This is a genomic window from Ulvibacterium marinum, from assembly GCF_003626755.1.
GTDB classification, from domain to species: domain Bacteria; phylum Bacteroidota; class Bacteroidia; order Flavobacteriales; family Flavobacteriaceae; genus Ulvibacterium; species Ulvibacterium marinum.
The window spans coordinates 818,842-833,424 of sequence record NZ_RBCJ01000001.1 but is presented as its reverse complement, the minus strand read 5'-3'; the positions used below and the strand labels follow the sequence as shown (position 1 = coordinate 833,424).

The 14,583-nt window shown below is 42.2% G+C and carries 6 protein-coding genes; all 6 read right to left on the bottom strand.

Annotated features, from left to right (window positions below; genetic code table 11):
* Position 1: 1 nt before the first annotated feature.
* A complete protein-coding gene (locus tag D7Z94_RS03490) occupies positions 2-2,386 on the bottom strand; it encodes an ABC transporter permease (protein WP_120710125.1) in 2,385 nt (794 codons plus the stop codon).
* Positions 2,387-2,890: 504 nt separating this feature from the next.
* Positions 2,891-4,084 carry a PKD domain-containing protein gene (locus D7Z94_RS03485; RefSeq protein WP_120710124.1) on the bottom strand — a complete coding sequence of 398 codons (1,194 nt, stop codon included), beginning with the start codon at positions 4,082-4,084 and terminating at the stop codon, positions 2,891-2,893.
* Between the two features lie 404 nt (positions 4,085-4,488).
* A complete protein-coding gene (locus tag D7Z94_RS03480) occupies positions 4,489-6,930 on the bottom strand; it encodes an ABC transporter permease (protein WP_120710123.1) in 2,442 nt (813 codons plus the stop codon).
* A gap of 102 nt (positions 6,931-7,032) precedes the next feature.
* Positions 7,033-9,480: an FtsX-like permease family protein gene (locus D7Z94_RS03475; protein WP_120710122.1), complete on the bottom strand. Its 2,448-nt coding sequence runs from the start codon at positions 9,478-9,480 to the stop codon at positions 7,033-7,035.
* A gap of 112 nt (positions 9,481-9,592) precedes the next feature.
* Complete coding sequence (locus tag D7Z94_RS03470) at positions 9,593-11,977, bottom strand: ABC transporter permease (protein WP_120710121.1); 2,385 nt, start codon at positions 11,975-11,977, stop codon at positions 9,593-9,595.
* A 238-nt stretch (positions 11,978-12,215) separates the two neighbouring features.
* Positions 12,216-14,573 carry an ABC transporter permease gene (locus D7Z94_RS03465; protein ID WP_120710120.1) on the bottom strand — a complete coding sequence of 786 codons (2,358 nt, stop codon included), beginning with the start codon at positions 14,571-14,573 and terminating at the stop codon, positions 12,216-12,218.
* Positions 14,574-14,583 lie beyond the last annotated feature (10 nt).

The window sequence follows — 14,583 nt, the reverse complement described above, 5'->3', positions numbered from 1 at the left end:
TTTATTCTTCTTTTAAATTATTTACCGGATTGGTCAAGACCAACTTCAAGGTCTGTGTGCCTACGGAAAACCATACCAATACTAAGAGAAGTGCCAAGGGCAAGGCGAAGAAATACCAGTTTAACTCAAAACGATAGGCAAATTCCTGTAACCATTGCCCTCCCAAATAGTATGTAATAGGAATGGCAATCCCAAAACCGATCAATACCGGAATGCTAAAGCTTTTAAGGAGTTTCCACACAAGCCATATGGCATTGGCTCCCAAAACCTTGCGTATGGACATTTCCTTTTTGCGTCTCTCGCACCAGAACCTGGCATAGGCTATCAATCCTAAAATACCGATACAGATAGAGATGATCGTAAACACATTGATAATAGTAGCAAATTGCCGGTCTTTATCATATTGGGCCTTGAAGTTGTCATCTACAAAATAGTGGTTGAAGGGAATACTGGGATACAACGAAGCCCATTTACTTTCCAATTTTTCCAAGGTTCCTTTTACGTTATTAGGAGTAACGCTGAGCGTAATTTTCATAAACTGTTCCGGCCACACCTTTAAGGACAATAAACCTACGTCCTCATGAAGGGATAAATAATTAAAGTCGTTGACTACCCCGATTACCGTGCCATTGCCACCCCATTGTTCAAAGGAGGCCCCTAAGATATCCTCAGGGTTCTCATATCCAAAGGCCTTTACGGCGGCCTCGTTCAAGATAAGCGCCGAGGTTTCGTCCGCCGGACCCCTTCTAAAATCCCTTCCTGCTACAAGTTGTAGTCCATAGTCCTCCACAAAGTTGTAGTCCACTAGATTTAGATTTATTTCCCCGTTACTACTTCGTCCGTTAACATCCAATAATTGTGTTGCTACCCCATTCGGTGTCTGGCCGGGAACATGGGAGCTAAAGGTTATGCTCTCCACTCCTGGAATACCCTCTAATTCTTGTTTTAGGGACTCATATGCTGTTCCTATTGTAGAGTTTGGACCATAATCCAATACAATTTTGTGGGCTGTATCCATCCCTAAATCCTGATTTTGGATGTAGTTCAATTGATAATAAATGATACATGATCCTATGACCAGGGCACTTGTGATGGCAAACTGAAAAATTAATAAAGATGTCCTTGTATTCAGGACATTGTTATACTTGCCATCGGGTTTGGGTTTATGAATGGTCGAAATCCTGGCGAACTTGACTGCTGGATAAATGCCCCCCAACAAAGTAAGTACTATAGGAATCAAAGGGAGAAGTAAAATGAAAAGGGGGTTTGAAAGGAAATCAGTATCAAAGTTACCTCCCAAAAGGTCTTCAAAAAATGGGAAGGTCAACAGGATTAGCAATATGGATACTATCGTCGCAAACGAGGTGAGCAATAACGATTCAACCGAAAATTGTTTAAAAATATCTCGTTTAGAGGCCCCAACGGTCTTTTTTATGGAAACGTCCTTTGCTTCTACAGAAAGTTGGGCTGTAGTTAGGTTTATAAAATTGGAGACCGCCAATAAGAGTATCATGATACCTATGGTAAAGAGGATATAGAGGTTGGATCGCTTTCCTTTTGTCCCCAATTCGCCCAATTTTGGAGAACTGAAATGCAACCCGTTAAGAGGTTCAATGGATAATTTATATTGGTCATTAGTGCTACTTTTCTCGAGGTACTGTGGAACCGTCCGTAGCACTTCGTCCAAACTGGCCGTACTATGTCCATCTTTCAACAAGAAATATGTGTTCATGGGGAACCATTCCCAGTTTTGATCTACATTGGGTCTGTCCTTAAAAAAAGTCGCCATCGAAATCAAAAAATCGAACTGCAAATGCGAATTAGAGGGGATATTGCGCATAACACCCGAAACCGTAAATGGCACGTCGTCATAAAGCAATACTTTGTTCAGGGCATTTACATTTCCAAAGTACTTTATGGCCGTATTTTCAGTAATAATTATCTTATCCGGGCCGTCCAAGGCAGTTGACGGATTTCCTGCGACCAGATCAAAGTCGAAGACCTTAAAAAAGGCAGAATCCGCATAATAGATATTCTCGCTCTCGGAAAAGAGTTTGTCCCCGTGTTTAATGGCATGACTCCCATATTCCTTGTTGATTCGAACAAATTCCTCTACCGCAGGGGATTGTGACTTCACATAAGGGCCTACAGGAACGGCGCTAAGACCCAACGAAAGGTTCCCGGTAGGGGACTCAACGGCCGTATTAATCTTGGCGATTTTTGTATAATTCGAATGAAAAGTGTCGTAATTTAATTCCTGATACAGATAGATGGCAATATAAAACAGACTCACTATCCCAATGGCCAGGCTAAATAGCTTGGTAGAAGTGCTTCCTTTCTTGTTCCATAATTTTCGACGTGCGATTTTGATGAAGTTGAACAACATGATTTTCGTTTTTTGATGATTTTCCTTTTAGGACATTTGTATGTGTGATACAGCCAATTTGTTTTGTAATTGTGGTTATTTCCAATGCGGTTGAAGGCTCATCTTAGACCACTGTCTCAAGACGTACTATAAAGCAATGAGATCGAAGCCTTTAACTTTTCCTTCGATCTTCATGCCATAACTGTAAAGCTCTAAAAATCAGATATTCACAAATTAAATTAAAGAAAAAAAGCGGTTGGGTGTCAAATATTTGGACAGGAGGTGTACAATATATTTACAGGACTTTGAACGAAGCCTGATCAAAGTGATCGGAATGGTTCAGGTTGATGACCCTAGAGGTGATAATCCCACGATATGGGAAGGTGTTCGTCATAGGATTTGGAGAAGGTGGAGGAAACAGATTCGAGCTCTTAACGAAAAATCGGACTGGGAGGCAGTCCGATTACCAAGAACGGTCTGTACCATGTGTAAGTGTTGAAACATTCCAAAATTACGCGGCTATCCTTAGCGTAGGCCAACGGGTTTTTGTGAGGAAAGGGCCAAAGAAGGAGACTGTACAATGAGATTGAAAGCAACTTCCTTATAACAACCTGGGTCTTTGGGGTTCGCTACCCGGGCAGTGATGGTTTTCTTTCCTATATCAAGATTGCTCATGCGGTCAGGGAGTGGATTGCCTTCCCGATCAAAATAAGAGACCGCCAGACCGCTCTGTCCGCCAAGGATGGCAGATTCAACCAAGGAGGTATCAAAAGCATAGGAAGTTCCCGTATCGGATGTGGTCTCAAATGCAAACAGGTCATCCACGGGGTATACCGTTATATTGTCCGCTACGTTTAGGGTTGTAGTGACACGCAATTCACGCCATGCTTTTGTTGTGATTTTAGCTGTTATGGTATAGGTGCCCTCTGCTGAAAATTCATGGTTAGGGTAAAAATCAGTGGAGTTATTGTTTGCCTCAGCGGCAGGATCGCCAAAATCCCAAGCCACGGTAGCGATCTGATGACTATCGGTAAGATCAAAACTTGCCGATAGATCGGAGCAGGCGGAAATATAATTGATGCGGTAGTCAGAAATTCTATTGAGCGTACCGAAAGCCTTTAAATAATAGTTGGGTGAAATCTCATGATAGGATGTTGCTGTATTATATTCCAAGGTATTACAATCCTTGAAGTAGGCCGGGTCTGTTTCCCCCTCGGTAAAAGCGGCATAAAGAAAATGTCCTTCCGGGGCAAGGGAAGTAACTTCAATAAATACTTTTTCAATTATAGAAGGAATAACGATAGGGGCATCAAAACTAATCCGTAGCGTTTGTATGGGTGTTGGCTTTGTAAAAGGTGTGGACATCTCGGTCAGGGCAACATCCTGACTCGATCCTATCAATTTGGTCGGATCAAAGGAGTTTGGAAAATCCCCGTCGATTTCATAAACATTAACACGGAGCATACCAAATGTGTCTTGTCCATACCATTGTCTAAATGCTATTTCGACCGAATCAAGTATAAGTTGATCGTTTTCGGTAACACCGAAGTCTTGGAGAACAAAGGCCCTGCCGTATGAAATGCCATTTTCACAGGAGGATAAGGATGCTCCCGTTGTTTTCCCAGTATTTTGGGTTAACGTGATTTGTGCCTGAATTGAAGAAAAAGTAAGCACTAAGGTCAGTGCGAATACGAAGCGAGTGTAGTTGTGGGGTTTCATATCGAAGTGTTTTTGGATAGTTAGTTCAAGTGTACTCTTGCCGGGTTTCACTTGTAGCTTATGCTATTTCGATATCTAAATTAGGGTTGAAATCTCCGTTCTCCATGTATTGTCACGTTAACGGTGTATTTCGTCCTTTAACCGGTAAAGCCACTTTCCTTGGAGTAGGGCTTCAAAATAAATATTTGGCACAGGGGTAGTAAAAAAGAAATCGGTAAGTTCTATCCGATACGCGTTCCTTTCAGGTTCCGAATTATTTTCTTAGATCGATATTTTTCCTGTCAATGGTTTTATGGGCATCCCTTGCCTAATCGTCGTTTTAGACCTTTACGGTTTTCCGCCAATGCCTTGACCAAGCTCAGCAATTGGGCGGACAAGTTTAACCTTAAAGGTTTACGATTTCTTTATTCTGTCCGTAAACTTTTTACAGGATCGGTATTCGCCGCCGCAATCGTCCGAATACTGATAATTGCCATGGCGATAAAGAGCATGGTAATGCCCCCAAGGAAAAAGACCCACCAACTTAAGACCGTCTTATACGCAAAGCCTTGTAACCAATAGTCCAAGCCCCACCAGGCTATTGGCGCTGCTATGACGAAGGCAATGCCGATCAATACCAGAAACTCCTTACAGAGCAATAGGTTTAACTGTGCTAGTGTGGCGCCCAATACTTTCCGAATTCCAATTTCCTTTGTTCGGCGTTCGGTTGTGTGGATCACCAGACCTAAGAGTCCCAAACAGCTGATTAGAATGGCCAGACCGGCAGACCACTTCAATAACATGGACGCCCTCCGCTCCTGTTCATAAAACTTTTTTATGGTGTCATCCATAAAACGGAATTCGAAATCCATTTCGGGATAGACGGTTTTCCATTTTTCTTCAACTTCGGCTATAATGGTGGGCCAATTTTCCGAAGATCCCAGCAGGGAAAAATGAACGATTTCAAATAGGGAAAAATCATTTCTGTACATATCACCTACCAAGGCCATTGGTCGAATTCCGAACCGAAGAGAGCCTTGATTGAAATCTTCCATGACCCCAACAATAGGATTCAATTCGTTATCCATTCTTAAGGATTCCCCAATAGCCTCCCAAGGATGTTCAAAGCCCAACATTTTGGAGTAGGTTTCATTGATGACATACTCTTTGATGGTATCATTAAGGCGCTCACGCCCTGCCAATAGTTTAATGTCGAAAAGTTCCCTATAATTTAGATCTCCGAAAAGCAGTTGTACACTGGTAAGGATATCTCTCCCTTTGTTCGTGTACGATATATCCGCAGTGCGCATATTACTAGATGCCGGAGGATTCCAGCCCAGGCTTACCTGGGATATTAACTGAAAGGATTTTAGCTCCTCCGCAAAGTTTAGACGTTTGTTTAAATCCGGATCATTCCAAGTTCCCATATAGGCAATGGCCTCCGTTTTAAAACCCATATCCTTGTTCATTAAAAAATTCAACTGTTTTCCCACCAAAATAGTGGCTACGACAAAAATCTGGGCAATAACAAACTGAAAAACAGTTAAGTATTTTCGCAAAGTTGACTTGCCAGTTCCCGGCAATCCCTGGTTTTTTAATACGGACACGGGTTTAAAATGGGACAAGACCAGGGCGGGATAAAAACCGGACAACAAGGTTATGACCCCTAACAACAAAATAATACAACCCACAATTATCGGACTTGAGAATAGCCCGAGGTTTAGTCCTGGAGGTATAAATTCGTTAAACAACAGCAGTAACCTTGAAGAAAGAAACAAAGAAACGATGGCCGCCGCACCGGTCAACAGAAATGTTTCGCCCAAAAACTGAAAGACCAAACGTTTCCTTGAACTCCCCAGTGTTTTTCGAATGCCGATTTCCTTGGAGCGCTTTGTAGCCTGTGCTGTATTCAAATTGATAAAATTAATACACCCCAATAGCAGAAGAAACAAGGCCACGAACGTCAAATTTTTCAATACGGTCTTACTGCCTCTATACTCGCTTTGATCAAAAACCATATAGTCGGAATTCAGATGAATATCGGACAAGGGCTGTAGATGGAAGTTCCTTGTCTCACCCCTATCGTGCATTCCATCATCTTCATTTTCCTTGGATAACCTATCCAAATGTCGTTGTACGTTGCCCAAAGCATTGTTATCCACAAGTCTTACAAATACCTGGGAACCGGAATTGGTACTATTCCATTCATCATTATCGATCAGGTTTTTCTGGCCAAAGCTATGGGCCGTTTTCAAGGACAGGAATTCTTGAAAAATGAAATCACTCTGATCTTTAAAATTCGATACCACGCCAACGACCCTAACAGGAACGGAATCATTATATAATACTGTTTTCCCCATGATCTCCTGAGGGTGCATTCCTGGAAAGTACCTTCCGGCCCTCCTATCGGTCAGTACCACTTCATTTGGGTTGGAGAGGGCAACTTCAGGAGCCCCTGCAAGCCATTCATAAGAAAAGATTTGAAAGTATTCCTTATCCGTGTAAATCTGGTTCCTTGGGTTTCTAAAAACTTTATCCGCATCTTTTGAGCGTGCCTTTTGAGCATATGCACTAAAAAAAGTGCTGGTCAACTCAATTCCCGTTACCCCTTCCTTTAAAGCCTTTCCTAATGGAACGGCGACCCCCCTATTATGAAATTCCGCTTCAGGGGTCTTAAAATCGGTGGTCACCCTATAAATACGTTTGCCATCGGGATGGAACTTATCAAAAGTAAGATCATAATAAATGATGGCCCCAATGACAAACGAAGCACTAAGTCCAATGGAGAGACCAATAATGTTGATGATAGAAAATGCCTTATTGTTCCATAGGTTTCTAAAGGCTATTTTTAAATAGTTTCTAAACATACTCCTTGTTTCTATTTCCTAGATTTCCCCATTTTACTTTGCTCTATGCCCAAATAACAAACCTCTGGTCTTATGTCTAACGTCTCTAATCTTACGTCTTACTTATTCCGTCCTCAAACTTTTTACGGGATTGGCATTTGCGGCGGCAATCGTCCGAATACTGATAATTGCAATGGCGATAAAGAGCATGGTAATGCCCCCAAGGAAAAAGACCCACCAACTTAAGACCGTCTTATACGCAAAGCCTTGTAACCAATAGTCCAAGCCCCACCAGGCTATTGGCGCGGCTATGACAAAGGCAATGCCGATCAATACCAGAAACTCCTTACAAAGCAATAGGTTCAACTGCCCTAGGGAGGCACCCAATACTTTCCGAATTCCGATTTCCTTTGTTCGGCGTTCGGTTGTGTGGATCACCAGACCTAAGAGTCCCAAACAGCTGATAAGGATAGTAAGGCCAGTGGCCCATTTTAACAGGGCCGAAGTTTTGTGTTCTTGTTCATAGAACCTGGAAATGGTATCATCGATAAACTGAGGATCAAAATCGTAATCGGGATAAATAGATTTCCAAGCGTTTTCGACCAAGGCAATGTCACTGGTTAAATCTGATGTTTTATTTCCTCCTATGGAAAAATGAATCGTATTGAACTGCGAATATTCGTTACGGTACCAATCGCCGACCAAGGCCATGGGTTTAATAGTGGTTCTTAAAGAACGTTGGTAAAAATCTTTCATCACTCCCACTATAGGATATGCCTCCCCTTCCAATATCAAAGATTTGCCAATCGCCTCAATGGGTTCCTGGAAGCCCAAAAGTTTCATATAGGTTTCATTAATTACATACTCCTTGATGGTATCGTTCAATATATCCCTCCCTGCCAATAAAGGTATTCCATAAAGGCGTCTGTAGTCGATGCCCCCATAAAGCCATTGTAGGCTAGCCTGCACTTCATTTTCTTCATTTCGATAAACAACCGCTGAGGAAAAGGTGCTTCGAGAGGCCGGTGGATTTCCTCCTAAAATAACATCCTGTATGTGAGGATCCGTTTTTAGCTTTTCTAAAAGGCGGATTCTTTTATCGATTGAAGGCTCGTTATAAGGCGTCCTCAAATATGCAATGGCTTCGGTCTTAAAGCCCATGTCCTTGGTCATCAAATAGTGAATCTGTTTACCGACCAGTACGGTAGCAATGATAAAGACTTGTGCAATCGCGAATTGAAAGACCGTCAAATATTTTCGGAGGGAAGTTTTGTCATTGCCCGGTAAAATTTGATTTTTAAGTACAGATACCGGCTTAAAACGGGAAAGGACAAGGGCAGGATAAAATCCTGATAACAAAGTTAATACCAATACTAAAAGAATCGCCGAACCGATCAATACCGGACTATTAAAAAGTCCAAAACTTACCCCTTGAGGAATAAAGTCGGAAAATAACCGAATCAACCAAGACGAAAAAAACAAGGATACTACAGCTGCTGTAACGGTCAATAAAAAAGTCTCTCCCAAAAACTGGAAAACCAATTGTTTTCTAGAACCGCCAAGGGTCTTACGAATCCCGATTTCCTTGGCGCGTTGTGTGGCCTGGGCCGTATTCAAATTAATGAAATTGATACAGCCCAAAAGGAGTAGGAACAGGGCAACAAATGATAAACTGATTAAAACGGGTTTACTGGCCTGACTTCTTGTGTAGTCATACGTTCCGTAATTAGGATTAAAATGGATATCGGCCAAAGGTTGTAAATGAAATCTCCTTTTCTGGCCGAATGCCACCATTTCTTTGTCCAGATGCTCCGCGGCCAAAAGGTCCAGCTGTTTTTGAACGGATACCACATCGGCTTTTTCGCTTAGTTTTACAAATAATTGGGACGTGCTATTTGTGCTATACCAATTTGTGCTCCCCAAGCTGTTCTTTAGTCCTATATCCCCTATGGTTTCATATGAAATAAATTCCTCAAAAATGAGGTCGCTCCGGTCTTTAAAATTTTCGACAACCCCGGTGACATTCAAAGATATGGTGTCATTGTATGTCAATACCTTACCAACAATCTCATTTGGTGATAGGTCGGGAAAATACCTTTTGGCCCTGTTTTCCGTCAACACTACCTCATTTGGATTTGATAGGATTCCATTTGCATCTCCGGCCAACCATTTGTATTGAAACAATTGAAAGTAATTACCATCCGTATGAATTATATTTTCGGGGCTTTTGAATATTTTTTCGGTTTCGGTATTCTCCACTTGATGCATGGAAATTGTATATAGGGGGCTTACGATTTCTATTCCGGCAAATTCTTCCTTTAAGGCCTGCCCCAATGGTACCGATACGCCCGGATTATAAAAATTACCATCTGGTGATGTGAATTCAGTAGTCACACGATAAATCCGCTCACCATCCAAATGGAATTTATCAAAGGTTAAATCGAAATAGATGATTGTCCCGATAACAAAAGCGGCACTTAACCCAATAGAAAGGCCTATGATGTTGATCAAGGAAAACACCTTATTCTTCCATAGGTTCCGAAAAGCGATTTTTAGATAGTTTTTGAACATGGCTCTTGTTCTCTTAATTCATTCAATCTTTAGTTTTTATCATAATCCCCTTTTTCCTTCGACTGCCTGCTCGACAGCGTCATTCAGGCGGGTGCTCAGGGTGACAAGAGGTTTATTCCGTCCTCAAACTTTTTACTGGATTGGCCATGGCCGATTTTATAGCCTGAATGCCCAATGTAAAACTGGTAATCAAAAAAGCGATTAATCCGCCTAAGGCGAACATCCACCACTGAATGGTAATGCTATAGGCAAAACTGGACAGCCATGCGTTCATGACATACCAAGCCATGGGAAAGGCGATAAGGGCAGCCACCCCCACAAGCAGTATATAGTCCTTGGACAGCAACACCACTATTTTAAGCACGCCCGCACCCAATACTTTTCGTATACCTATTTCCTTTATCCGCCTTTTTGCCATGAAGGAAATTAACCCAAACATGCCCAGACAGGAGATAAAGATGGTTAATAAAGCCACTACATTTACTGTTTTTAACATGCCCTCGATCAGGTTGTACTGACTGCTGACTTTTTCGCTTAAAAGCCCTTGTTCATAGGTTCTTCGTGAAGCTATGCCCCCAAAGGATTGCTTTAGAAATTCCTGTACAGCCGCGCCATGGCCGGGCATCACCTTTACCGAAAGGTAACGGTGTGCACCTAGATCTTCTTTGGCCCTATAATAGTGTACCAAGGGTTCAACGCCACTTTGAAGGTCTTTGTAGTGAAAATTCTCCATAACCCCTACCACATGATACCCTTCAAAGTCGCTATTTTTAAACTTCAGCCGCTTTCCTTCAATAGACTCCCATCCAAAGGCCTCCAAAGCACTGCGATTTATAATGGCAATATTATCTTCGGCAGTATCCATAGTCTCATCAAAGTCCCTTCCCATTACTATTGGCACTTGCAGCGTTTTCAGATAATCCTTATCCGTATAGGCGTATCGGGTACGGACATCCCTTTTTGTCTCCGGGTCATGAAAGGGGTTGAAGCTATTGTTATAGTCAGAAGGAACTACTTGACTTGTGGAAAAGCTTTTTACATATGGGTTTGCGTCCAGTTGATCCAACAAGGCCCTAAATTCCGAGTTTGCCTGTTCCGGGTTTCTATAGTCGAGAGCAATGTTGCCCACAATAACGTCCTCCCGGTCAAAACCAACATCCGCACTTTTCATGAACCCAATTTGATCGTTCAAAATAATCGCACCGCATATAAAAAGAATGGCTATGGCAAATTGTAGGATGATAAAGGAATTACGAAAAAAGAAATTGCTTTTAACAGCGGCTATCTTTCCTTTGATTCCCATGGAGATAGGCACCGATATAAAGCGAAGGGTAGGAAGGATCCCCACCACCAAAGTGACCAATATCCCTAGGGCAATGGTATACAGGATAACAGGATAGTCATTTTTTATACTAAAGTTGATCTCCCCAAAATCCGCCCCGAAAATAGTGTTCATAGCCGGGAGCAGCACTCCAAGAAAAAGCCCACCTGAAATGAGGATGGAAACAAACACCAAAATACCATTTTCCAAACAGAACTGAAGCACAACACTTCTTTTCCCACCTCCCAAAATCTTCCGTACCGCAATGTCCTTAGTGCGCCTAAACATGGTAGAGGTATTCAGGTTAAGCAGATTCACCAATACAATGAGCAACACAAAAAAAGATGCGGCAATACAGCCGTTAATGATAATTTTCACCACTGGGATGGCATCCATGCGACTTTGGGAATAGGGTGCGGCCTTTAACTCGGTAAAAACGCTTGGATCCGTATAATTGTCCCGTGCCAATTGATTTACATGTTTTGTCAACTCTGCTATATCGGTATCTGGGCGTACCCTGAAATAGCTTGGTGAGAAACTGTCCGACCAGGTTAATCTGGAAAGAAAGTTAGGATTGTCCTTCAACACATCATTGGGCAGAACTACACCCAACCTAAAAGAAGAATAGGGGCTTATGGGTTCAAAAACCCCTGTAACTATAAGATTTAAAGAGTCGGCCCCCGTAATTGTTTCACCAACAGGATTGGTATTACCAAAAATCTTTTTACTGACCCTATCGGTCAGGATAATGGAATATTTCTTTTCCAAAGCGGTCTTGGCATCACCATATTTTAATGGCAGGGAGAATACCTCAAAAAACTCAGGGTCCACATAATCCGTCCGTTCCTGTAGTTCTTTATCACCATTTTCCAACCACATATTGCCCCAACCGTGCAGGTGTGTACCCGCAATTACCTGAGGAGAGGTCTCTACAATTTTATCCAACAAAGGGTATGGGGTTTCCCTATAACTTGCACCACTCGGGGTAATGGTATTAAAGTAGTAGATGTTTTCTTGGTCTCTTATATTGGTGTCGGCAGTATAATAGGCATAGACCGAAAATAGCAATGTTAACACACTGCCAACCCCAATGCTTAGACCCAACAGGTTTAAGGAAGAAAGCAACTTATTTTTCCAAAGGTTACGTAGCGATAGTGTCAAGTGGTTTCTGAACATGGCGGTTATTTTTAGTATAAGTTACGCGCCGAATATCGATATATTGGTGCTATTTAATAAAGTCGTTAATCCATTTATATGCCATAATCATATCATTCTATAAATCAATGTCTTATGCCTTTACAAAAAAGGAAATTGAGGATGAAATGTAAAATAATTGGACAAGAACTGTATACTATTTGGACACTTTAGGTTTCGCACCGGAAGACGGACACGTTTTAACATTTTAGGTTTGGAATTATTCCGCCCGCAAACTTTTTACCGGGTTTGCGTTTGCCGCCTTTATGGCCTGAAAACTTACGGTCAATAGGGCAATGCAAATGGCGATACAACCCGCGATTAGAAATACCCAGCCATTAATCTCAATACGATAGGCAAACCCTTCCAGCCACTTTTCCATCATCCACCAAGCAAATGGGCCGGAAATCAGTAGGGCTATAAGCACAAGCCCCATAAAATCCATGGATAACAATTTGACGATTCCAGAAACGCTACTTCCCAAGACCTTGCGTACCCCGATTTCCTTTCGTCGTTGCTCTGCCGTATAGGATAATAATCCAAAAAGGCCCAAACAGGAAATGATGATGGCGAGAAGGGCGAACGATCTTGAAAGATTTCCTACCAGTTGTTCACTAGTAAACATGGCATTGAAGGTGTCTTCCACAAATTCATATTCAAAGGGAAAGGCGGGGTTGTGTCTTTTCATGACTTCTTCGATTTCTATAAGGGCCTTGGCCATAGGAGCATCAGACTTGATTCTCACGTACATATTCCCGGTATATTCGGGATTGTTATAGAACATGACCGGATCGCTTGTCCCATACATATCCCCATACAAATAATCCTTTACTATCCCAATCACTGTATATTCGGTATCGTTCCTACGTATTCGCTTGCCAACGGTACTTCCCTGGCCCATTAATTTTGAAAAGGATTCGGTTATCAGGACATTTTTACTATCCGTTCCAACATCGTTCGCAAAACCACGGCCTTCCAAAATTTCCATTCCCGCTGTATCGAAAAAGTCAGCACTTATATATCTGTGGGAAATAAGCACATCCTCGGTATCCTTGCCGCCCTCCCATTGAAGCCCGGAACTGTTATTCCCACCAAAAAGTACGTTACTGTTCGTAAGGGCTGCGTTTTCAACAGCACCAGTGGAGATCATTTCCTGCCTAATAGATCTAAAATTCTTTAGCACATCCCCATTTACCGGAAGTTGAACAAGGTTCTCCTGCTTATAACCCATGTCCCTACTTTTTACATGCCGTACTTGTTGGTAGACCACAATGGTACCCATGATAAATACTATGGAAACTGTAAATTGGGCAATGACCAGTCCCTTACGTATTAAGTGGGCACTTCCTTCCTTGGCTTTCACTCCTTTCATTATTTCAACAGGCTTGAAAGAGGACAGGTAAAGGGCCGGATACCAGCCCGAAATGAGACCGCAAATCAAGGTAATTCCAAAAAGCGGAAGCAGATGGACGGCATCAAACAGACGAAGTTGAAGTTGTTTTCCGATGAGTAGGTTGAACTCCGGCAGCAACATCCAAATGAACAGGATACTGGCCAGAGCCGCCAATGATGTGGTAATCAGTGCCTCGGTCATAAATTGGGCCATTAGCTTTCTTTTACCCGAACCCAAGACCTTGCGTACACCCACTTCCTTGGCTCTTTTTTCACTCCTCGCCGTGGAAAGGTTAATAAAATTGATACAGGCAATCAACAGAATAATCAGGGCGATAAAAGAAAACAATCGGACATAAACAATTTGACCATCTACTTGTTGCCCATTCTCAAAATTAGATCTTAATCGCCAATCCTTCATAGAATGGAGAAAGGCATATCGGTCTTCTTCCTCTATTTTTGAGGGAATTAGTTCGCGTACTTTGGCATCTACCGTTTCAAAATCGGCCTTTGGTGAAAGCTCTACAAAAGTATCGGCAAAACCGTTCCGATATTCCTTCATCCACTCCTTGCCCAGCGCATACCTTTCAAAAGGGGCTGCCCATTGAAACCCAAAGGACACATTATCGGGTAGATTTTCGTAAACCCCGGTAACATGGTAATTTGTATCGTTGTTTACTCGAATCACCCTGCCCAGGGCAGTAGTATTCCGTCCATAAAGTTGAGTGGCCGTTTCCTTGGAAATCACAATGGCATCAAAATCATCAAAGGCAGTAGCAGCATCCCCCTCAATGAAGGAAAGACTGAACATGTCCAAAAAATCAGGATCCACAAATCTCCCGAATCTATTGATGCCCTTTTCACCAACGGTGAACAAAAGATTTTCCCCAGTTGTCCTAGCACTACCGACTATCCCGGGAATCTCGTCTTTCATTGCCTTTGCCAAAGGTCCGGGGGTAGATTGATAAAACGTACGCCACTGACCTTCAAACTGATTATTTGTGGGCACATAGTATACTAGGTCCTGTTTTGGAAAAACACTATCAAAATTTACTTCGTCCTCCACCCAAAGCAATATTAAGCTGGCACAGGTAATTCCAATGGCCAGCCCAAAGATATTCAACGCACTGTACCCCTTATTTTTCCAAAGGTTGCGCCAAGCGATTTTTAGAAGGTTCTTAAGCATAATTTTTATT

Excerpts from the sequence above, each read along its gene's own strand:
- D7Z94_RS03470 (WP_120710121.1), bottom strand. The coding sequence starts at position 11,977 with ATGTTCAGAAACCACTTGACACTATCGCTACGTAACCTTTGGAAAAAT.
- D7Z94_RS03485 (WP_120710124.1), bottom strand. The coding sequence starts at position 4,084 with ATGAAACCCCACAACTACACTCGCTTCGTATTCGCACTGACCTTAGTG.
- D7Z94_RS03465 (WP_120710120.1), bottom strand. The coding sequence starts at position 14,573 with ATGCTTAAGAACCTTCTAAAAATCGCTTGGCGCAACCTTTGGAAAAAT.
- D7Z94_RS03490 (WP_120710125.1), bottom strand. The coding sequence starts at position 2,386 with ATGTTGTTCAACTTCATCAAAATCGCACGTCGAAAATTATGGAACAAG.
- D7Z94_RS03475 (WP_120710122.1), bottom strand. The coding sequence starts at position 9,480 with ATGTTCAAAAACTATCTAAAAATCGCTTTTCGGAACCTATGGAAGAAT.
- D7Z94_RS03480 (WP_120710123.1), bottom strand. The coding sequence starts at position 6,930 with ATGTTTAGAAACTATTTAAAAATAGCCTTTAGAAACCTATGGAACAAT.